Here is a 21,756-nt window from a genome sequence, read left to right as displayed (position 1 = left end):
TGACTTGTTAATCATTTGGTGAACTTCCCTATCAACCTATAAACTTTTCAACTGATCAACTATAAATTGCCCCTCGCCTCCTGCTCCCGTTCAATCGCTTCAAACAAAGCTTTAAAGTTCCCCTTACCAAAGCTCTTTGCTCCCTTACGCTGTATGATTTCAAAAAACAAAGTAGGCCGGTCTTCAACAGGTTTTGTGAAGATCTGTAACAGGTAACCTTCGTCATCCCTGTCCACTAAAATTCCCAACTCTTTTAAAGGCAGAAGATCTTCGTCTATTTCGCCTACCCTGTCCAGCAGCGTATCATAATAAGATGCCGGCACTTTTAAAAATTCTACTCCACGTTTCTGAAGTTCCGTAACAGTTTCAATAATGTTGTTGGTAGCCAGGGCAGCATGTTGTACTCCCTCGCCATTATAAAAATCAAGGTACTCTTCGATCTGGGATTTCTTTTTCCCTTCAGCAGGTTCATTGATAGGAAATTTAACAAAACCATTACCACTACTCATCACCTTACTCATCAATGCAGAATATTCGGTAGAGATATCGTTATCATCAAAAGAAATGATGTTCCGAAAACCCATTACCTCTTCGTAAAACCTTACCCATTCATTCATTTTATTCCAACCCACATTACCTACGCAATGATCGACATATAATAAACCCGTTTCGGACGGATTATAGGACGATTCCCATTTTCTATAGCCAGGCAAAAAAGCGCCCTGGTAATTCTTCCGTTCAATAAAAAGATGCACCGTATCGCCGTACGTATGTATGCCGCTCATCACTATCTCACCATCGGCATCTGTCAGGCGCACAGGCTTCATAAAGCTCTTACCTCCTCTTTGTGTAGTTTGTCTCCATGCATCTGTAGCATCCTGCACACGCAGGGCCAGCATCTTTACACCATCTCCATGGCGTGCCACATGTTCGCTTATTTCATTATTTCCTTTAAGCGATGTAGTAAAAACAAGCGTAAGTTTATTTTGACGAACCGCATAGCTGGCGCGGTCCTTTACGCCTGTTTCAGGGCCAGCGTAGGCAAGCGATTGAAACCCGAATGCGGTTTTATAAAAATGAGCCGCCTGCTTGGCATTGCCTACATAAAACTCTATATAATCGGTGCCCTCAAGCGGTAAAAAATCAACAACATCAGCTACAGCTGGCGCTGACAGTAATGCATTAGACATAACAAAGATTTTAATCGTTAAAAAGAAAAGGGAAATTCCTTTACAGGAAAAAACGGGAATAGATTAGATACGGTGATCTGTAGCAAGGGCCTCAACAAGCAATACGTAGTTTACGCGCTTGTCAGTAAATATTTTATATGGATAATCCGGCCTCATCGGTAATACAAAGATAACCATTTTAATGAATTACAGTATTTGTATTGTATATTTAATAATAAAATATAATAACCATGAAATCTCTGTTTATTTTGCCGATGCTGCTGATGCTTAGCCTTTTTAGTTACTCACAAAAAAAACAAATCGATTAACGGAACCTGGAAGCTGGTTTCCGCCAAGAATGGCTCACTGCCAACAGCTAACGTTGCAGAAGTAACGCCGCAGGTCAATTACATCAAAATTTTCGGTCCTAAACATTTTGTGGCAGTTACCTATCTCAATAATGGCAATGTCGTTAGAACGATCGGCGGCACTTACCAGCTCAAAAAAGATCAGTATACAGAAGATATAGTTTACGCCGATGAAAAAAACAATCTTCAAAATACGCAATCTGTTTTTTCTATCAAGCTGGAGAAAAATAAAATGTATATCACCGGCAAAATTGCCAATGGCAATCTAGACCTTAGCGAAGTTTGGGAAAGAGTAGAATAAACCTGTCTTTTCTTTCTATTCTGTAATTTTGTTGAAGCGATGTGCCTTTAAAAGCATTATTGCATTATTGTTATGCCATACTTTAGAAACTTTACCTACTGGATTGATAAAAGAAAATGGAAGTACTGTTTTCTTCTTGCTACATTGGCCATGGCGCGATGAGCAGAATGTATAATCATGTTTGACAGGGAATGTAAAGCAACCGCTCTTTATGTAAACATTCCACATTTTACATTTTAAATTATGGTACATGGCTCATTATTACACATTGGGGAAAATTCCTCATAAACGTCACACACAATTCAGAAAGCCCGATGGTTCGCTATATAGCGAACAGCTATTTTCTACAGAAGGTTTTAGCGACGATTACTCACTACTATACCACTGCCATCCTCCTACGCAAATTATCAGAACGGAACCCCAGGTGGATGTAAGTCCGCGGATAGCCGAAGAAAAAATGTTACAGCACCGCAGCTTTGAAGGTTTCCGTATTAAGCCTGCAAAAGACTTCCTGGAAAGCCGGGTACCGGTTTTGGTAAACAACGATTGCCATATTGTATTAGCAGCCCCTCAACAAGGTATGTGGGACTATTTTTACAAAAATACAGATGCAGACGAGCTCATCTTTATACATGAGGGAAGCGGCATCGTGCACACCCAATATGGTGAATTGCCTTTTGGTTACGGCGATTATATTATACTACCTCGTGGCACTATTTACCAGGTATCTTTTAATGATGAGAACAATCGCTTATTTATCGTAGAATCCTTTACACCGCTACGTTTCCCTAAACGGTACATGAGCCGCTTTGGCCAGCTGATGGAGCATGCTCCTTATTGTGAGCGGGATATACGCCCCCCGCAGGACTTGCAAACATTGGATGAAAAGGGCGATTTCATGATTAAAGCAAAGAAAAAAGGAATGTTATATGGATTGCACTACGGCACACACCCATTTGATGTAGTAGGCTGGGATGGCTGTTGTTATCCTTATATTTTCTCTATTCATGACTTTGAACCCATTACAGGTCGCGTGCACCAACCACCTCCTGTACATCAAACTTTTGAAACCAGTGCCTTTGTGGTATGCTCTTTTGTACCCAGGCTATTCGATTACCATCCTTTGGCCATTCCCGCGCCCTACAACCATAGTAATATTGACAGCGATGAAGTGATCTACTATGTGGACGGAGATTTTATGAGTCGCAAACATGTAACCCGGGGAATGATTACCCTGCACCCGGCAGGTATCCCCCATGGGCCGCATCCGGGCGCTGTTGAAAAAAGTATCGGGGCCAGGGAGACCAAAGAACTGGCGGTAATGGTCGACACTTTTCGTCCGCTAATGCTCACCCAACAGGCATTGGACATAGAGAATGATAATTATGTTATGAGCTGGGCGGAATGAGCATATTCCATATTTAACAAAAGGCTCCCCAAAAACGGAGCCTTTTATATTACGTATTAACGGTTATCGATAATTGATCCGGTTCTCTCCCGTGTCTTTTAAATAGGCAGTTACATTTGCAGGCAACTCATTACTTTCTACGGGAAAGCTAATGGAATCTGCAAGGAAATTTTTCCCATTTCTTACTTTTTGAAAGATCTCGAACAGGGCTATTGGTTCCTGGTTGAAGCTGATACAGGTACTTATGAAATGTAATTCGTTTAATTTATAATGAGGCTGTTTCAGCTTTTCATTAATATCTTTTAACCGGGATATAAAATGCCTTTGTCTTATAAAAGTATTACTATTCATAATGATGAAAACATAATCTGCATAGGCGGTTACCTTTCCGTAATACTTATGATTATCGCCGCCGCTACGTTCTACTAAATATTCACCAGATGATGCTGCCTTATAAATCTCCAGTGCTGAACGCCAGATGCGTTCCTCATGCATTTTACCGGGGTCATCAGGTAAGTTACGGTTATAAGAATACCAATACCCAACCAGCTCATCCAACAGCTTGGTGTTCTCAACCGCTTTGGGTATGCTTATTTTTAAATCGTTAAAGCCAAAGGCCTCAGTATGGGAGTTAATGAATTCAATATAATGCTCGTATCCCAACAACTGAACTATGTTATTTAACTTCCCAAGATTAGGTTTGCCAATACCGGTAAGGCTGTTTTTCTCAGCGTACTTCCGCAGCTTCCCCAAAACCAGGTGTTCATATAAATAATTAGTTCCTAAAAGCTCGGGGCGCTGCCGGATCTTCTGTTGTTTTCCCCTTCGCATCCATAACTTATTTAACTCTTCGGCAACAGCTAACCATTCAGTCTTGGACACGTCTTTCCACGACACCTTTTTCAAAAAATGAGAGGCCAGATAATCCATCAGCTTTTCCAGGTGAGATATGTCTTCCTTCTTCATATAAAATTCAATTAGAGATAATTCTAAAATAAGACTTTAATCTGACTAAATACGACTTTTATAAGACTTTTTTATTGAAGGCTCAGGCGAAGTTCGTGTAAGAATTTTTAAAAAAAACTATTTATTAAACTAAAAACACATCTTATGATTTTACAAAATTATTTCACGCAGTACTGGTGGGTAACGGTCATTTTTGCGCTGCTCTTTTATAAGTTAATCCTTCGCTTTCTTTTGGGTATGGTGATTGTACCTGAAAATAAGCTGGGTCTTGTAACCAAAAAATTTGTGCTGCTTGGACGCCATCGTAAACTACCCGACGGACGCATTATTGCTATTAACGGGGAGGCAGGCTACCAGGCAGCTACGCTGGCACCCGGATTATATTGGAGCATGTGGCCCTGGCAGTACCGGGTAATTATGGAACCATTTACCATCATACCTGAAGGTAAAATAGGATTGGTACTTGCGAACGATGGCGTTGAAATCCCTACGGGCTCTATCCTGGCAAGAAAAGTAGATTCAGACAATTTCCAGGATGCTGAAAAGTTCCTGAGAAACCAGGGACAGAAAGGAAGACAAACTGCTTATATTACTGCCGGCACCTACCGTATTAACTCACTCGCATTTACCGTAACCATTGCAGATATGGTAATGATTGAAGAGAACATGGTAGGTATTGTAACTACGCTTGATGGCCGCCCTATTGAAAGCGGGCAAATTGCTGGCCGTACGATTGAAGGACATAACAACTTTCAGGACATTGATACCTTCCTGCAAAATGGCGGTTGCCGGGGTTTGCAGCCTGCAATTATTCTGGCCGGGAGCTATAACCTGAATCCCTGGGCAGTACAGGTTGAAGAAATTCCTATGACCGATGTGCCTATAGGTTTTGTAGGTGTGGTAATCAGCTATATTGGTGATGATGGCAAAGACCTTACGGGAGAACATTTCAGACATGGGAATATTGTAAGTAAAGGCCATCGTGGCGTGTGGATAGACGCTTACGGACCCGGCAAGTACCCTATCAACAAATATACCATGAAGCTGGAACTGGTGCCTACCACAAACCTGGTACTAAACTGGGCCAATGCCCGGAATGAATCGCATCAGCTGGACAAAAATCTAAGCACCATTACAGTACGTTCTAAAGATGGATTTCCCTTTAACCTGGATGTATCACAAATCATTCATATACCGGCAACAGAAGCACCAAAAGTAATCGCGCGTTTCGGCAGCATGAGCAACCTGGTAAGCCAGGTGCTGGAACCCACTATAGGCAATTACTTTCGCAACTCAGCACAAGACAGTGATGTGATCAGCTTCCTGAGCACACGGAAGGAAAGACAACAATCAGCCAAAGAACATATCAAGACAGTGCTGGATGATTATAATGTGAATGCCGTAGATACCTTAATCGGCGATATACTACCACCGGAAGCATTAATGAAAACACTTACCGACAGGAAAATAGCGGAGGAAGAGCAAAAAACCTACCAGATACAAAGAATGGCGCAGGAACAACGTCAGGGTATGGAAAAAGAAACTGCTATTGCCGATATGCAAAAAGAAATTGTAAAAGCACAGCAAAGCGTGGAAATAGCACAACGCACCGCAGATGCCTTTGTTAAAAAAGCAGAGGGCGACGCCAATAGCCTGAAACTACAGGTAGACGCAGAAGCCGCCGCCATCAAAATGAGGGCTAATGCAGAAGCTGAGGCTACAAAAGCAAGGGCTGGAGCACAGGCTGAAGCCACTAAACTAAATGCAACGGCAGATGCTGAACGTATCAGTAAAACAGGTTTAGCAGAAGCCGAAAAAACAGAAGCGATTGGGAACGCTACCGCACATGCCTATGAACAGCAGGTTAAAGCCATGGGTGGGGACAACTTCACCCGTTATAAGATAACCGAAGAAATCAGTAAAGGTGGCATAAAGATCATCCCTGATTTAATTGTAAATGGCAGTGGTAATACAGATGGTGGTTTAAGCGGGCTAATGGGCATGCAGCTTATACAAATGATGCAGGAAAAGAAAAAGGACGAGGCATCAACCACCGAAATGTAAACACGCGGTAAATGATATGAACCAGGCAAACCTTATTAAAACTACAAACCATTATTTGTCCTCATAAAAAAACTAAACAGATGAAAAATACAGACTTCAAACAAAACATCACGCCTAAGCAGGCGCTGCACTTACTTAAAAAGGGACATGAACGTTTTAAAAATAATCAATCTCAAATACAAAGTCTATTTCAAAAAGCAAATGCAGTTAGTCAAAATCCGTCACCTTTCGCGGCCGTTCTAACCTGTATGGATTCCCGTACTACTCCCGAGCTGATTTTCGACCAGGGTATCGGGAATATTTTCACCCTGCGACTGGCCGGGAATGTAGCGACACAACCCATTTTAGGTTCGCTGGAGTATACTGTTGCTGTGGCCCATATTAAACTAATTGTGGTGATGGGCCACACTTGTTGCGCTGCAGTTAAAGCGGCCTGCAATTTTACAGGAATGGAAAACCTATATTCTTTATTAAGCGACATACAAACATGTATCCCCCGGGAACTAACAGAAGTAATTGACCGAACGGGGGAAAATCAATCCTTTGTGGATAAGGTAGCGCTTCTACATGTTAAACAGGCTGCCCGCCAACTGGAAGAGCGAAGCAGCGTTATACGGCAGCATGTTTACACCAATGCCATCAAAATTGTTCCTGCTATGTACAATATATCAACGGGCATAGCCACTTTTTATGATGATTAATACACTGGTAGACTATGTATTTTTCAGTCGACCTATAAGTCAGTATGCACTCCCGGGAGGATAGCAATCTGGTTCATGGTATTTAAACCATCATCGATTAGTTTTGATAGACCTGGCTGAATAGTTTTCAGTTGTTCGAGATAGTCTTCCACTTCAAACCTCAAATCCTCCAACAGCGGTTGATCTTTCACCAGCTCTAATATTTCAATAGCACAAAGCCAGTCATGAGCGTGATTGGTTTTTATTTTAGCCCATACATTTACCAGGTCACTCTTCATAGCGTTTCCCTCTCTTACATTACGTACCTGCAGATATAGCTGATGTAAGGCGCGTTGCTCTTCGGTGTAAGAAGACAGGGGCATTTCTTTGGGCAGCAAGGTTACCTGTTCAAAAGCGTCCTTATCAGCAGCGCCCGCAAATACGGAAACGATCTGCTCACCAACAGCCATATCGTATCGTCCCCAGGTGGGCTCAAATAATACCTGACCTGTATTGGTGTCTTTTACTTCACATTCAGTAAAGCGGATCAAAATAATTTTATTGTCATTCAAGAGGATCTCTCCAACAACACCTCTAACGTCCAGTCCGTTAGTAAAATGTAGTACAGCAGTCTGTCCTTCTTCAATACCCAGTTGTTTTAAATCACCGGTCGTGCACGCCTCTAGTGGCTTACCTGTATTTATTAATTTGCCAACAGGTGATCCAAAGCCAGCTTTATGATAAGCTTTACCATGGCCTTCCAGTTCTGTATGATTAACAGCTAATGCGGTGGCACCTTTGGTTTGTAAATACGAAAGATGTTCCTCCTTCCGGTTTCCAACAAAGACGCCCGAGACCTGCAATCCGGAGCTATAGACCGCAGTACAGGGCATTCCACATTCAATAGCTCTTCTTAAGCCCAGGGCGCCTCCCCTCCTGTAAGAAAGAGAATCGGCAAATTCATCCAGCACATTTACCAGGTTCTCAAAATTCGGCGTTACAAATAATTGAGGTTGGGGCTGCGTGATATCATAAGCGTAATGGACCGCATCCAATGTATACATGATCTTTTTCACATCCGGCTTCATGCAACTTACACTTTCACCTATTGAAGAAAGGAGACCCGCGCCATATATCTTATAATGGTCGAGATCGCCAATCAAACCATACTCTACAGTCCACCAATGCAGGCGGGCCAGCAAAGCCATTTCTGAGGGCTGCCCCATATTGGCCTGGATATGCATTAATTCCTCTTCGGCCTGCTTAATTAAATTTTCGCCCGTTCCCGCCAGTTCTTTCAGCACCGCCAGCTTACGAATGGCTTCAAATAACTCCTGATCCTTTTTAGAGCTCATGGCTTTGGTGCCTACTTCTCCCGTAAACTGCAGGTACCGGGCATATTCGGGTTCGCCTATAATAGGCGCATGTCCGGCCGACTCATGAATAATATCGGGAGCGGGTGTATATTCAATATGTTCAATCTGTCGTATGTCGGCAGCAATGATCAACACTTTGTAAGCCTGGAACTCCATAAAGGCCTGTGAGGGTATAAAACCATTTACCGTAACCGCTCCCCATCCGATCTGCTTTAAATGATCGTTCATAGTTTGCAGGTCAGGAATATGTTCGATGGTCAGGCCGGCTTTTTTTAGCCCTGGTATATAAGGGTAATAGGCAACATCCTTTAAATAATTATAATTCTGCCGCATCACATAACGCCAAACCGCTTGATCTATAGGTGTATAATGATGATAATGCTGCGGCACAATATATTGCCGCAAATGACGGGGTAACCTATCTATTATTACGTTGTTATAATTATTCATACAGCACTGGAAAGTGCAATATTAAACAAAAACTAACAACTGTAAGTTTTCCTGAGATGATAACATTTTCAGGTATTCTTTCGCGAAGCCCACAACTATGTCATTAAATTTTTTATGACCCTATTTTTATGACACCAGTCTGTACATTTCACACGGTTAGGCATCCGTTTTTTGAAAGAGATACTTGAGCAGTATTATTAAGTTGGAATTAAAGGAGAAAGCTAACCTTGCCTGATGAAATGATTACTCACCGGCCATTTTCAGCACCAGTTCCCACTCTTCCGGTTTTACCGACTGCGTAGAGAGCCTGCCTAAGCGCACTAAGTCCATATCTGCTAATTTAGGTTCAGCTTTTATCTGCGCGAGCGTTACCGGATTCTTTAACTTTTTATGAGGGGCTACTTCTACTGCTACCCAGCGATCGTCGTCAGTGGTAGGATCCTGGAAAGCTTCCTTTACTATTTTAGCAATGCCCACAATCTCTACGCCTTCGTTACTATGGTAAAAAAAAGCCAGGTCTCCTTTTTTCATGGCCCGCAGGTTCAATCTTGCCGCATAATTGCGTACACCATCCCATACGGTTTTCTTGTCCTTTACTAACTGGTCCCAGCTATATTTAAACGGTTCTGATTTGATCAACCAATAAGCCATGATAAAATAATAAATATTGAATGAAAAATATTAAAATGATAAATTTATGCTCATAAAAGTAGAAATCATTTGCAACAATTAAGCATTTGGGAAGCAGAAACATTTTATGCCCCCCAGGATATTGTCATTGTCGGTGCAGGCTTTAGCGGCTTGTGGGCAGCGCTGCACCTGAAACAAAAATATCCCTCAAAAAAAATAACCATTATTGAGCGGGGAGCTACGCCAGCCGGGGCTTCGGGCCGCAATGCCGGTTTTGCCTGTTTTGGCAGCCTTACCGAAATACTATCCGATATCGAAATAATGGGCGTAGATAAGACGCTCCAGCTGATTAGCTGGCGTTTTGAAGGGCTGAAGATCATCCGCCAGCATTTCAATGATATCGATTTTGATTACCATAATACAGGAGGATACGAATTATTAACTCATGACAGCTCGCTTGAAAAGCTAAGCTATATCAACGGATTGCTGTATAATATTACCAATGCTACCGAAACCTTTGTACCCAAAAACGAATGTATTGAGAATTTTGGCTTTGAAAGCATTAGCCATGTGCTGGAAAACCGTTTTGAAGGAGCGCTACACCCCGGTAAGTTACTGACCGCTTTAATGCATAAAGTGATTGCTATGGACGTGCAGGTGATGTTTGGAACCGAGTTAAAAAACTTTGACGAAAACAAAGACAATATTATCTTAAATACAAGTGATAAGAGAACCCTATCCACACAACATCTGGTATTTTGTACCAATGCTTTCAGTAAATCGCTGCTACCGGAGATTGCAGTAGTACCGGCGCGGGGACAGGTTTTATTGACGGAGCCTATCCCCGGTTTAAAGCTAAATGGTGTTTTTCATTATAATGAGGGTTTTTATTATTTCAGGAACCTGAATGACCGGATCCTGTTAGGCGGTGCGCGCAATACATCGATTGAAACCGAATACACATTGGATGCCTTCACCACATTACCTATACAGCAGGCATTAGAGGATTTTTTAAGCAAGGTTATACTCCCCGGGCAGCGCGTCGCTATCCAACAGCGCTGGGCCGGTATTATGGCTATGGGGCCAGACAAATCGCCTGTTTTGAAACAATTGACGGACCGTACTTTCTGTAGCATCCGCCTGGGCGGCATGGGTGTGGCGCTTGCCCCAATGATGGGAAAAATGCTGGCAGAAATGATATAAAGAATTACCGGTCTTAAGAGTGTTCTTAGGACCGGGCACATTAAGTTGTTTTTAAAAATTCAATATTTACTTTTTATGAATCCAAAACTACCGTTGGCAATAAGCATTATTATTGGTATGATTGCTTGCAATGCCACACCAAAAGAAAAAGCCGCGACTGTCAAAGCCAGCCCATATGAAAGGCTGGATAGCATTTCATGGTTATTAGGCACCTGGACTGACAGCTCGAAAATAGGTAAGGCAACTGAAACCTGGCGCAAAGAGAATGATTCTACTTATACAGCCGAAAGTTTTATCGTATCTCAGAAAGACACCATCTTTTATGAACAGGTAAAGCTGGAGCAAAGAAATAACGAGATACACTGTGTTATAAAAACCAAGGGACAGCATGATAACGAATCGGTAAGTTTTAAATTAAGATCTAAGGATGCCGAAGCACTCGTTTTCGAGAATCCTCAGCATGACTTTCCTACCCAAATAACCTATACAAAAATAGGAAACGACTCTTTGTACGCTGAAATTTCGGGCCTTGCTAAAGGCCAGGAAAGAAAAGAAGGATTTCCGTTTAAAAAGACAGCCCAATAAAAAACCTGTTAAACGAAAAAAATAAGGGCTGCAGCTATTAAATTGATTGCTGCAGCCCTTACAATAAAGCGGAAAAGGTTTATACAATGGTTCTCACACCTTCTGCTATTACAGAAGAGAATATTCCAGGTTGGTAGCCCACTTTTTCATTATAATATTTGGCTAGTTGTACGCCAAAATCATCAAAGCTTTCCTTCTTAACCAAAGCAATAGCACAACCGCCAAAGCCAGCGCCGGTCATACGGGCTCCTATACAGTCATCAAAGGTTTTACAAAAATCTACAATGGTGTCCAGTTCTATACCTGACACTTCATAAAGGCTTTGCAATGACGCATGTGAAGCATACATGAGTTCACCGAACCTTTTAATGTTGCCCGAAACCAGGGCTTGCCTCGCATCTTTTACCCGCTGATCTTCCGAAATCACATGCAAAGCCCGGTTCTCCACAGTGGCATCGTTAATAAGAGACCGGTGTTTATTAAAGTCTTCAATACTTACTTCACATAAATGATCTACAGACAATGCCTGTTGCAACTGCTTTAACGCAGCTCTGCATTCATTAAAGCGCTCGTTATACTTCGATTCTACCAGCTTGCGCGGCTTGTTCGTATTCACAATCGCCAGTACATAATCGCCGATCTCAAAAGGCAGGTATTCATAATCGAGGGTATCGCAATTGAGCAATACTGCGTTAGAATCCTTACCCATAGCTACGGCAAACTGGTCCATAATACCGCTGTTTAAACCCATAAATTCGTTCTCTACACGCTTGCCCAATAAAGCCAGTTCTACCTTGCTCATCCCACCGTTGAACAACTCATTTAAAGCATGTGCCGTTAATACTTCAATAGAGGCAGAAGAAGACAGTCCTGAACCTATAGGCAGGTTACCGCTAAAAAGAAAATCAAGTCCGCTCAGCTCAACACCAGCCTGTGTAAATTCGTGGATCACACCTACCGGATAATTAAACCACTCATACCCGGTTTTACTGTAACTGCTTTGCCGGGCCACATCGGTTGTTTCAGGGAAATCAACAGCACGGAACCTGAAAATATTATCATCATTTTTTGCGACCAGCAATGTAGTACCCATAGTAATAGCGCATGGCATTACCATCCCTCCGTTATAATCAATATGTTCTCCAATAAGGTTTACACGTCCGGGGCAAAAGAAAATATGTTGGGCGGGTTTGTTAAAATTCTTTTCAAATTCAAGTTTCAGGTTATCGATAGTCATATCAATTCTATATTTTTATGTAAAATAAATGTATGGTTGAAATATCAGAACAACAGCATGGCAAACATCCAAACGGGAAAGACATTTTTGTTTATTCTTTAAAAAACGATGCAGGAACCATCGTACAAATTACGAACTATGGCGCCATTATCATGGCGATAAAAATAAAGAAATCCGACAACACTTACAATGATATTGTTTTAGGGTTCGACGATCCGGCCCAATACTGGAGCGAATCGTACCTTGCTAACTATCCTTATTTTGGCGCTGTTATTGGCCGCTATGGTAATCGCATCGACAAATCGGCCATTACAATTGATGGAACCGATTACAATCTCAACAGCACCAGCCCGGGCTTCCAGTTGCATGGCGGCGTAGAGGGGTTTGATAAAAAAGTGTGGGAGCGGATTCCCTCTTTAGCCAACGAGCTCGTACTCCAGTATATAAGCGCCGATGGTGAGGAGGGATTTCCCGGCGAACTTACAACACAGATACTTTTCAGGCTTAATGACAATAATGAATTAAGCTATGAATTGAAAGCAACCACCACAAAACCTACCGCCGTTAACATTACACATCATAGCTATTTCAATTTAAACAATGGCGAGGGCGATATCCAGGATCATCATCTTAAAATTAATGCCAGCCATTACCTGGAGCAGGATTCCAATTATTGCACTACTGGCAAAGTACTAAGTGTTGCCGGTACCAGGAATGATTTCAGAAATTTTAAACAGACCGGTAAAATTGAAAATTATGAAAACGGGATAGATATCAGTTTTCCGTTAGACAATCCATCTCTCGAAAATGTAGCTGCGGAGGCCTATTCAGATGACCAGGATATCAAACTGCAGGTTTTTACTACCGAGCCATTGGTACACCTTTACAACGCTGTAGGGGCACCGGTTATAACAGGGAAAAACGGAACCCAATATCAACCATTCTCCGGCTTCTGTTATGAAACGCAAAAGCATCCGAATGCCATAAGAATTGCCGGATTTCCCGATACGGTATTAAGACCGGGAGAGCAGTATTATACAAAGACCGTTTATCGCATCACTGGTAAATAAGGTTCGCTCTGCAAGGGCTTATTCTATAAAAGCGAAAGAGGATCCACTTAAGATCCTCTTTCACTTTTACCAAACGGTTATGGAACACTAATATATGGCGTTGCTATCCATTATAGAACCATTATAGTTTACCAGGTTATTAATTCTCTGTAACATATTAGTTTGCCAGGCGCCGCAATCGTTTGAGTAGCCCACATATACCTGTTGCGATACAAATTGTCCTTGCTTGTAAAACCTTACCACAAGGTTGCATTGACCCAGGGCCTTTGCTTCTGCATTGGGAGCTATAGTAGCAAACAGCCCTGTGAACGCCGAAACAGCTGCAATGCAAATACCGAATGTTTTCTTTTTCATGATCGTGAATTTTGAAATTTGTTGATAATGTATTTTGATCCAACAAACTTCACTTAAACCCCAAAAACATGATGGCAGTTATTATGATTCGCTAAAACTGATTTACAATCCGCAAAAAGATATAAAAGGGACAGGTCATTTTAGAAAAACAGATGAGAATATCATAAGGCCGCCCCAGCCCGTGGAGGCACTGACGGGGCCATGCTGAAATTTGTGCCTCCACAAACCGCGGGATGCATATCAATAAAATTAATGTCGGGTTATTATTACATAGCAGCGATTGTATGTGCCGCTACCCACCCTGTGCTCCACGCATTTTGAAAATTATAGCCTCCGGTGATGCCATCTACATCAATAACCTCTCCCGCAAAAAATAAATTAGGCCGTTTTTTGCTCATCATGGTATTGGAATCGATTTCACTTAATGTGATACCACCAGCTGTAACAAACTCTTCTTTAAAGGTCGTTTTACCTTTTACGGAAAAAAGATAATTGGTTAACTTTTTTACCAGCTCGTTCTGAGGTTTGGCCTGTAAGTCGGCACGACGACAGCTTTCGGGGATCTTACACTCTTTTAAGAAAAACTCCCAAAGGCGTTGTGGTAATCCAAAAGGGTTTTTATGATACAAAAGCGATGAGCCGTTATCATTGCGCAATTGCAGAAAATGTTCCTTTAAAGTCTGCTCATTATACTTTGGCACCCAGTTAATAATAGTGTCAAATTCCCAGTTTCTTTCGGCCAAGTCCCTGGCTGCATAAGCGCTTAGCTTCAATACGACCGGCCCGCTCAGTCCCCAATGGGTAATCAACACCGGCCCCTGTTGTTGCAGCTTAGTACCTGTTATCTTTACTAAAGCATCAGGAACGCTTACGCCCATCAGTTGAGTAACCGGATGTTTAGGCAGGTTAAACGTAAATAAAGAAGGTACAGGCGCTGAGAAACTGTGCCCGGTTCGTGTTAACCAGTCAAACATCGAAGCTTTGGGAAAGCCCCCTGTAGCAACACATACATAAGAAGCGGTCAGTTCTTCATCATTCGCTGTTGAGAGTTGGAAACCGCTGTCAGCGCTCTTTATACTTTTGATATCGCAATGCATTCTGATCTGCACGTTGTATTGATCCGCTTCTCTTAACAGGCAGTCGATAATTGTTTGAGAAGAATCCGTAACAGGAAACATACGGCCATCCGCTTCAGCTTTTAACTCGACGCCGCGTTCTTTAAACCAATTTATTGTATCATGAGTAAAAAAACGGTGAAATAATTTCTTTACAAAATTGCCTCCTCTCGGGTACCGTTTTGACATCTCTACCTTATCAAAACAGGCATGGGTTACATTACAGCGCCCCCCTCCGCTCACCTTAACTTTTGATAGTAATTTATTAGAACGTTCTACTATAGTAACTTTTAAGGCCGGATTCATTCTCGCTGCATTAACAGCGCAGAAAAAACCTGCGGCCCCGCCACCAATTACAATTAAGGATTGCTGATTTATAATTTGAGATTTAAAGTTCGCTATTGACCTGGCACGGCCCTCCGACCTTCGTCCATTGTCTACAGACCATAGACCTTACATTATCCACACACAAACAAGTTAGGATTATTCCTTTCCGCCTCTTCAATAGGCGCATAATTGGAAAGTATATCTGCCTTATCTTTTCTCACACATACGTCGTGTTCAAAATGCACAGATGGCTTGCCATCTTTTGTACGGATGGTCCATCCATCGGATTCAGTAAACACATCTTTTTTCCCCATATTGATCATCGGCTCAATAGCCAATACCATTCCGGACTTTAGCTTCTTACCGCTACCCCGCTTGCCGTAGTTAGGCACCTGCGGATCTTCATGCATACTTTGTCCAAGTCCATGCCCCACTAATTCCCTTACTACGCCATAACCATGTTTTTTCTCCGTATGCTCCTGGATGGCAAAAGCCAGGTCTCCGATAAAATTACCGCTAACCGCTTTTTCAATACCCTTATAAAGCGATTCCTTGGTTACCCTAACTAATTGTTGTATATCTTCAGCTACTTCGCCTATTACAAAAGTATAGGCATGATCACCATGCCATTTATTGAGAATGATACCTACATCTATAGAAACCACATCCCCATCCTTTAATTCATTCTTATTAGGAAATCCATGTACTACCACATCGTTAACCGAAATGCAGGAATTGAAGGGATATCCGTGATAGTTTAAAAAAGAAGGGACACCATTATGATCTTTAATGTAATCTCCTATAAACTCATCTAAAGACAAAGTAGTGATACCAGGTTTCAGCATTTTTGCCACTTCAGTTAAAGTCTGGCTTACCATTAATGCGCTTTTTCGCATCAGCTCTACCTGTTCATCTGTTTTGATAATAATCATAGCCTGCAAAGTTCATAAAAAAACCCGGTAAAACCGGGTTTGTATTTTAATAAATTGGATGTGCTGGTTAAATCTGTACAGCAGAGCTGGTTTGTCTGCCCTGGATACGACCACCTTTCATTAACCCATCGTACTGGCGCATCATCAACTGCGTTTCGATTTGCTGAAGTGTATCTAAAACCACACCCACCATGATCAACAATGATGTACCACCAAAGAACATAGAGAAAGCCTGGGTCATACCAAATAATAACTGGATCAAACCGGGAAGAATACCGATAAAGGCCAGCATTACTGCTCCCGGGAAGGTGATTCTATCCATGATGCTACCAATGTAATCTGTAGTAGGTTGACCAGGTTTTACACCCGGGATAAACCCATTATTCTGCTTTAGATTGTCAGATATCTGTTTAGGATTAAAGATCAACGCTGTGTAAAGGAAAGTAAAGCCGATTACCACTACGGAGTAAATCAACATATACCAGCCACTCGTGTGATCTGTAAACATACGTCCCAGATCGCCGCCATTTTTACCTAAAGTAAATAATGTAGGGATAAATAAAATAGCCTGAGCGAAGATAATTGGCATTACACCCGCGCTGTTCACCTTTAGAGGTAAGAACTGACGCGCACCACCAAACTGCCTGTTACCGACAATTTGTTTAGCATAGTTAACCGGTACCTTCCTTACTGCCTGGATCAATAAAATACAACCCATGTTAATAGCGATGTATACTGCGATCTCTATAATAAAAATAAGGATATCACCAGTACGCTCTGAACGGAAAGATAGTTCTTGTGCAAAGGCCTGTGGCAAGCGCGCAAGGATACCCATCATAATAATAAGGGAGGTACCGTTACCCAAACCCTTATCAGTTATTTTTTCACCCAACCACATCACGAACAAAGTACCTGCGGTTAAAACCACAACCGTTGTCAGTGTAAAGTAAGCTGCGCCAAAACCCGGAACAATAGCAGGTCCTGAGGTTTGACGCAAATAAGCTACATAAGCGAAAGCCTGTACGACAGTAACTAATACAGTGATATAACGCGTTAGTTGGTTGATCTTTTTACGACCACTTTCTCCTTCTTTCTGCATTTTCTGGAAAGTGGGTACCAGCACGGTCATCAACTGCACGAAAATAGAGGCAGTAATGTAAGGCATAATACCTAACGCAAAAATAGATGCCATATTAAAAGCACCACCGGCAAAAGTATTGATCAGATCGAGGATCCCGTTCTGAGACTGAGATTTACTCAGTTGTTCTAAAGCAATTGGATTGATTCCAGGCAAGGTGATATGTGCACCCAACCTGTAAACAGCTACAAGCAATAAAGTGAAAAGAATCTTACTCCTTAACTCTTCAATGCTCCAGATATTCTTTAATGTTTGTATAAATTTTTTCACCTGATTTCTCTTGAATAATTTTTATTGATACCCGGTCTCCGGAAGAGTCCTGCGGACAAGAGAAACTTCGAAGAAGTTTCATCTTACTTAAACAACCGTCAAAATCAAATGACGCACCCGACTGGTGCGTCAAATATATTTATCAGAATTAATTTAAAATCTCTATTGTTCCGCCGGCTGCCTCAATAATCGACTTAGCTTTTTCGCTTATTGCGTGCACTTTAAAGCTGAACTTACCTTTCAATTCCCCTGTACCCAAAACTTTAACTTTATCAGTTTTAGCTACAGCACCAATTTGATAAAGACTGTCAAAAGTAAAATCAGTTAAACCGTAAACCTCAGCATAGTGATCAAACTGACCTACGTTGAATACTTTATAAGTGATCTTATTAGGATTTTTGAACCCTCTTTTAGGCACACGACGTTGGATAGGCATCTGACCGCCTTCATGCGCCATTTTGCTTTTGTAACCGGCACGGCTTTGACCACCTTTGTTACCTTTTGTTGAGGTACCACCGTAGCCGCTACCTTCACCACGACCAATTCTTTTTTCCTTGTGAGTAGAACCTTTTGCAGGTCTTAATTCATGTAATTTCATTATTTGCTTTTTTAAAACTTACGCCCCAAAGCCGAGGCTCGCTTCTTAAAATGATAAATGTAGAATTTTAAGGATGCAAATGTATAACACTTACACTTCAAATTCTACATTTACTATGGAAAATATTAGATTTCTTCTACTTTCAGCATGTGCTCCACCTTGCGGATCATACCAAGCACCTGTGGAGTAGCTTCAACTTCCTTACTGCTGTTAGTTTTGTTTAAGCCCAAAGCCTGCAAAGTAAGCTTTTGTCTTTCCGGGCGATCGATAGGGCTTTTTACTAATGTTATTTTTACTTTTTTCATTTCGAATATGTTTAAGGCCTGCCTGTCGGCAGACAGATTCAAAGTTGAAAGCTTAAAGTCGTTACAAAACATTGAACTTTAAACATCTAACTTCAAACAATATTAACCTTGAAATACTTTCTTTAAACCTAAGTTGCGGGTTTTTGCGATAGTTACCGGCTCACGTAACATAGCTAAAGCTTTGAATGTAGCTTTTACCACGTTATGAGGGTTAGCAGAACCCAAAGACTTTGCTAATACATCATGTACACCGGCAGCTTCCAAAACAGCACGCATAGAACCTCCTGCGATTACTCCGGTACCCGGTGTAGCTGGTAAAATCATTACTTTAGCTGCACCATCTTTGCACCATTGGTCGTGAGGAATAGTACCTTTCAAAATAGGAACTTTGATCAGGTTTTTTTTGGCATCTTCAATACCTTTTGTAATAGCTTCCTGAACCTCTTTAGCTTTACCCAAACCATGGCCTACAACACCATTACCATCGCCTACTACTACTAAAGCTGAAAAACTAAAAGCACGGCCACCTTTTGTAGTTTTTACCACACGGTTAATAGCGACCACCTTGTCTTTTAACTCAAGATCGTTTGCTTTTACTTTGTTGTACGTAACTGTTGACATTATATCTATTTAGAATTATAGTATTTATTAAAATTGAAGACCACCTTCTCTTGCACCTTCAGCTACCGCTTTCACACGGCCATGGTACAAATATCCGCCACGATCAAAAACCACATCTTTTACATTCAGCTCGCCGGCTTTGCGTGCAAGCGCTGCACCTACTAATTTGCTTTTTTCGCTTTTAGTACCGCTTTGAGCTTTGATATCTTTATCTTTTGAAGAAGCTGCAGCAATGGTAACACCTTTGCTGTCATCAATCAACTGAGCATAGATATCAGTATTGCTGCGAAATATAGCTAATCTCGGCTTCTGCGCAGTACCACTGATTTTTCTACGGATAGTGTGGCGAATCTTAAGTCTTCTTAATGATTTTACGTTTGACATCTTTTTATATTTTTGTCCTGATGCTGCCAGGAATATTTTGGAGTTTAAAGTTCAACATTCAACATTGAACTTTAAACATTAAATGATTTATTTACCAGCCGATTTACCAGCTTTTTTCCTTACAATCTCACCAACAAAGCGAACACCTTTTCCTTTGTAAGGCTCTGGCTTGCGCAGGCTGCGGATTTTTGCACATACCGCACCTACCAATTGCTTATCGCTGCCAGAAATAGTAATAATCGGGTTCTGCCCTTTCAGTTGCTCTGTAGCTAGTGTCAGCTCGCTTGGAACTTCTACCAGGATATTGTGAGAGTAACCTAAAGAAAGATCTAACAAATTTCCCTGGTTCGTAGCTTTATAACCCACACCCACTAATTCCAGTTTCTTTTCGAAACCTTCAGTTACACCCTGAACCAGGTTAGCCAATAAAGCGCGGTATAAACCATGCTGGGCACGATGCTGGATCTGGTCAGAAGGACGGCTTACAGTAAGCTGACCATCTTTTACCTCTACTTTAATATCCGGATTAATAGCTTGCTTCAGCTCACCTTTTTTTCCTTTTACAGTAACTACGTTATCGCTACTCACTTGCACTGTTACTCCATCCGGAACAGTGATGATTTTTTTTCCTATACGTGACATAATTTCTTTTTGAAAATTATTATTTAATAGTTTGAAAATGTAGATTGACCGTGTTCAGTTTCCGTATAGAGAACTTAGATTGTCACTCAATTTTATTTTTAGAGATAACCTGAAACCATTTTCTTCATTCCAGGTCATCTTATATTTACGATTAGTAAATGTAGCAAAGAACTTCTCCGCCTACGTTTTGAGCTTTCGCTTCCTTATCAGTCATTACTCCTTTAGAAGTAGACAGGATAGCTACACCCAAACCGTTTTTTACTCTGCGGATCTCCGCAGGTTTTGCGTACTGACGCAAACCCGGACGGCTTACTCTTTCCAGGCTCTGGATAGCAGGCTGTTTGGTATCTGCATCGTATTTCAACGCAATTTTAATAACGCCTTGTTTGCTGTCATCCTCAAATTTATACTTCAGGATGTAACCTTGTCTGTACAAGATCTCAGTCATGCGTTTTTTCAGGTTAGATGCAGGAATATCAACCACACGGTGACCCGCCATTTGCGCGTTACGTATTCTTGTTAAGAAATCTGCTATTGGATCTGTTACCATAATCTATATTTAAGACCTGTCTGCCGACAGGCAGGTTGTAGATTTAATATTTATTTGTTGGTCGGTAAATATTAAATAATCAATATTCAATATTCGAAATCAATTACCAGCTGGCTTTTTTAAGTCCTGGAATTTTCCCGTTCAAAGCCATGTCTCTCAAAGCAACCCTGGAGATGCCAAAGTAGCGAACATAACCTTTAGGACGACCAGTAAGCTGGCAACGGTTTTTAAGACGTACTTTAGATGAGTTCTTGGGAAGCTTATCTAAAGCGGCATAATCACCGGCTTGTTTCAACTCTTCTCTTTTAGCCGCATACTGCTCAACTAATTTTTCTCTTTTTAGCTGACGGGCTTTTATTGAAGTTTTTGCCATTTTATATTATTCAGTTTTATTAATTACTCAGCGTTTCTTTTAATATTTTTGAAAGGCATGCCTAATTCTTTCAACAGTTCGTAAGCTTCTTCATCAGTTTGAGCTGTAGTTACGAAAGTAATATCCATACCAGTGATCTTGTTTACTTTGTCAATATCAATTTCAGGGAAAATGATTTGTTCAGTAACACCCATTGTATAGTTACCACGACCGTCGAAAGATTTTTCGTTGATACCTTTAAAATCACGTACACGAGGCAGCGCCACAGAAATCAGCCTATCCAAAAACTCGTACATTTTTTCTCCGCGCAAAGTCACCCTTGCACCGATTGGCATAGCCTTACGAAGTTTAAAGTTAGAGATGTCTTTTTTGGACTGTGTGATTACCGCTTTCTGACCAGTGATGGTTGTCAGCTCTTCTACTGCAACATCAACCAGCTTTTTATCGGTAACAGCACCGTTTACACCGCGGTTTACGCAAATTTTTTCAAGCTTGGGAGCCTGCATTACACTTTTGTAAGCAAACTTTTTAACCAAAGCAGGCGCTACTTCGCTTTTATATTTTGTTGCCAACCTTGGAGTATATGTATTTGTGCTCATGATCTTTTTGTTGTTTTAATCGATATAATCCTGCCTGGCGG

At 41.4% G+C, this 21,756-nt stretch carries 24 protein-coding genes; 7 read left to right on the top strand and 17 right to left on the bottom strand.

Annotated features, from left to right (window positions below):
- Nucleotides 1-59 precede the first annotated feature (59 nt).
- Nucleotides 60-1,190 carry a 4-hydroxyphenylpyruvate dioxygenase gene (hppD, locus tag U0035_RS20090; protein WP_114790723.1) on the bottom strand — a complete coding sequence of 377 codons (1,131 nt, stop codon included), beginning with the start codon at nucleotides 1,188-1,190 and terminating at the stop codon, nucleotides 60-62.
- Between the two features lie 303 nt (nucleotides 1,191-1,493).
- On the opposite strand from hppD, the gene U0035_RS20085 reads away from it, so the two are divergent.
- A complete protein-coding gene (locus tag U0035_RS20085) occupies nucleotides 1,494-1,838 on the top strand; it encodes a DUF4488 domain-containing protein (RefSeq protein WP_114790722.1) in 345 nt (114 codons plus the stop codon).
- A gap of 250 nt (nucleotides 1,839-2,088) precedes the next feature.
- A complete protein-coding gene (locus U0035_RS20080) occupies nucleotides 2,089-3,246 on the top strand; it encodes a homogentisate 1,2-dioxygenase (protein WP_114790721.1) in 1,158 nt (385 codons plus the stop codon).
- A gap of 63 nt (nucleotides 3,247-3,309) precedes the next feature.
- Here the strand turns inward: U0035_RS20080 and U0035_RS20075 are convergent, their stop codons facing one another.
- Nucleotides 3,310-4,212, bottom strand: coding sequence for a hypothetical protein (locus tag U0035_RS20075; protein ID WP_114790720.1), 903 nt, complete (start codon nucleotides 4,210-4,212; stop codon nucleotides 3,310-3,312).
- Nucleotides 4,213-4,356: 144 nt separating this feature from the next.
- Between U0035_RS20075 and U0035_RS20070 the strand changes: the two genes are divergently transcribed.
- Nucleotides 4,357-6,276, top strand: a complete 1,920-nt coding sequence (locus U0035_RS20070; RefSeq protein ID WP_114790719.1) for an SPFH domain-containing protein — start codon at nucleotides 4,357-4,359, stop codon at nucleotides 6,274-6,276.
- Between the two features lie 80 nt (nucleotides 6,277-6,356).
- Nucleotides 6,357-6,977: a carbonic anhydrase gene (locus U0035_RS20065; protein ID WP_114790718.1), complete on the top strand. Its 621-nt coding sequence runs from the start codon at nucleotides 6,357-6,359 to the stop codon at nucleotides 6,975-6,977.
- A gap of 32 nt (nucleotides 6,978-7,009) precedes the next feature.
- Here U0035_RS20065 and U0035_RS20060 read toward each other — a convergent pair whose 3' ends face one another.
- Together U0035_RS20060 and U0035_RS20055 are read right to left on the bottom strand one after the other, a co-directional pair.
- Complete coding sequence (locus U0035_RS20060; protein ID WP_114790717.1) at nucleotides 7,010-8,782, bottom strand: aromatic amino acid hydroxylase; 1,773 nt, start codon at nucleotides 8,780-8,782, stop codon at nucleotides 7,010-7,012.
- A gap of 243 nt (nucleotides 8,783-9,025) precedes the next feature.
- Nucleotides 9,026-9,433, bottom strand: coding sequence for an EVE domain-containing protein (locus U0035_RS20055; protein WP_114790716.1), 408 nt, complete (start codon nucleotides 9,431-9,433; stop codon nucleotides 9,026-9,028).
- Nucleotides 9,434-9,502: 69 nt separating this feature from the next.
- Between U0035_RS20055 and U0035_RS20050 the strand changes: the two genes are divergently transcribed.
- Complete coding sequence (locus U0035_RS20050) at nucleotides 9,503-10,615, top strand: NAD(P)/FAD-dependent oxidoreductase (protein WP_162817844.1); 1,113 nt, start codon at nucleotides 9,503-9,505, stop codon at nucleotides 10,613-10,615.
- 75 nt (nucleotides 10,616-10,690) lie between these two features.
- Nucleotides 10,691-11,200, top strand: coding sequence for a DUF6265 family protein (locus tag U0035_RS20045; RefSeq protein ID WP_114790714.1), 510 nt, complete (start codon nucleotides 10,691-10,693; stop codon nucleotides 11,198-11,200).
- Between the two features lie 79 nt (nucleotides 11,201-11,279).
- Here the strand turns inward: U0035_RS20045 and U0035_RS20040 are convergent, their stop codons facing one another.
- Nucleotides 11,280-12,437, bottom strand: coding sequence for a galactokinase (locus U0035_RS20040; protein WP_114790713.1), 1,158 nt, complete (start codon nucleotides 12,435-12,437; stop codon nucleotides 11,280-11,282).
- 32 nt (nucleotides 12,438-12,469) lie between these two features.
- Between U0035_RS20040 and U0035_RS20035 the strand changes: the two genes are divergently transcribed.
- The gene (locus U0035_RS20035; RefSeq protein WP_114790712.1) at nucleotides 12,470-13,507 is read left to right on the top strand and encodes an aldose epimerase family protein; all 1,038 of its coding nucleotides are present in this window, start codon (nucleotides 12,470-12,472) and stop codon (nucleotides 13,505-13,507) included.
- Between the two features lie 87 nt (nucleotides 13,508-13,594).
- Here U0035_RS20035 and U0035_RS20030 read toward each other — a convergent pair whose 3' ends face one another.
- From U0035_RS20030 to rplE, 12 genes are all read right to left on the bottom strand, one after another.
- Nucleotides 13,595-13,861: a hypothetical protein gene (locus tag U0035_RS20030; protein WP_114790711.1), complete on the bottom strand. Its 267-nt coding sequence runs from the start codon at nucleotides 13,859-13,861 to the stop codon at nucleotides 13,595-13,597.
- Nucleotides 13,862-14,127: 266 nt separating this feature from the next.
- Nucleotides 14,128-15,330 carry a BaiN/RdsA family NAD(P)/FAD-dependent oxidoreductase gene (locus tag U0035_RS20025; protein ID WP_262510885.1) on the bottom strand — a complete coding sequence of 401 codons (1,203 nt, stop codon included), beginning with the start codon at nucleotides 15,328-15,330 and terminating at the stop codon, nucleotides 14,128-14,130.
- 104 nt (nucleotides 15,331-15,434) lie between these two features.
- Nucleotides 15,435-16,235, bottom strand: a complete 801-nt coding sequence (gene map / locus U0035_RS20020; protein WP_114790970.1) for a type I methionyl aminopeptidase — start codon at nucleotides 16,233-16,235, stop codon at nucleotides 15,435-15,437.
- Between the two features lie 67 nt (nucleotides 16,236-16,302).
- The gene (gene secY, locus U0035_RS20015; protein ID WP_114790709.1) at nucleotides 16,303-17,643 is read right to left on the bottom strand and encodes a preprotein translocase subunit SecY; all 1,341 of its coding nucleotides are present in this window, start codon (nucleotides 17,641-17,643) and stop codon (nucleotides 16,303-16,305) included.
- A gap of 148 nt (nucleotides 17,644-17,791) precedes the next feature.
- Complete coding sequence (gene rplO, locus U0035_RS20010) at nucleotides 17,792-18,241, bottom strand: 50S ribosomal protein L15 (protein WP_114790708.1); 450 nt, start codon at nucleotides 18,239-18,241, stop codon at nucleotides 17,792-17,794.
- Between the two features lie 125 nt (nucleotides 18,242-18,366).
- Entirely contained in the window at nucleotides 18,367-18,546 is a 180-nt protein-coding gene (gene rpmD, locus U0035_RS20005) for a 50S ribosomal protein L30 (protein WP_114790969.1), read from the bottom strand.
- Nucleotides 18,547-18,648: 102 nt separating this feature from the next.
- Nucleotides 18,649-19,167, bottom strand: coding sequence for a 30S ribosomal protein S5 (rpsE, locus tag U0035_RS20000; protein WP_114790707.1), 519 nt, complete (start codon nucleotides 19,165-19,167; stop codon nucleotides 18,649-18,651).
- Nucleotides 19,168-19,194: 27 nt separating this feature from the next.
- Nucleotides 19,195-19,551 carry a 50S ribosomal protein L18 gene (gene rplR, locus U0035_RS19995; RefSeq protein WP_114790706.1) on the bottom strand — a complete coding sequence of 119 codons (357 nt, stop codon included), beginning with the start codon at nucleotides 19,549-19,551 and terminating at the stop codon, nucleotides 19,195-19,197.
- Nucleotides 19,552-19,638: 87 nt separating this feature from the next.
- Nucleotides 19,639-20,193, bottom strand: a complete 555-nt coding sequence (rplF, locus tag U0035_RS19990; RefSeq protein WP_114790705.1) for a 50S ribosomal protein L6 — start codon at nucleotides 20,191-20,193, stop codon at nucleotides 19,639-19,641.
- 151 nt (nucleotides 20,194-20,344) lie between these two features.
- Nucleotides 20,345-20,743 carry a 30S ribosomal protein S8 gene (gene rpsH / locus U0035_RS19985; protein ID WP_114790704.1) on the bottom strand — a complete coding sequence of 133 codons (399 nt, stop codon included), beginning with the start codon at nucleotides 20,741-20,743 and terminating at the stop codon, nucleotides 20,345-20,347.
- A 103-nt stretch (nucleotides 20,744-20,846) separates the two neighbouring features.
- The gene (gene rpsN, locus U0035_RS19980; RefSeq protein WP_114790703.1) at nucleotides 20,847-21,116 is read right to left on the bottom strand and encodes a 30S ribosomal protein S14; all 270 of its coding nucleotides are present in this window, start codon (nucleotides 21,114-21,116) and stop codon (nucleotides 20,847-20,849) included.
- Between the two features lie 23 nt (nucleotides 21,117-21,139).
- On the bottom strand, nucleotides 21,140-21,715 hold the full coding sequence (gene rplE, locus U0035_RS19975; RefSeq protein WP_114790702.1) for a 50S ribosomal protein L5: 576 nt from the start codon (nucleotides 21,713-21,715) through the stop codon (nucleotides 21,140-21,142).
- Between the last annotated feature and the right edge of the window lie 41 nt (nucleotides 21,716-21,756).

Origin of the sequence: Niabella yanshanensis (assembly GCF_034424215.1) — a bacterium.
Lineage (GTDB): Bacteria > Bacteroidota > Bacteroidia > Chitinophagales > Chitinophagaceae > Niabella > Niabella yanshanensis.
Note: the sequence above shows the minus strand (reverse complement) of the source record. Positions and strands in the feature narration are given on the sequence as shown.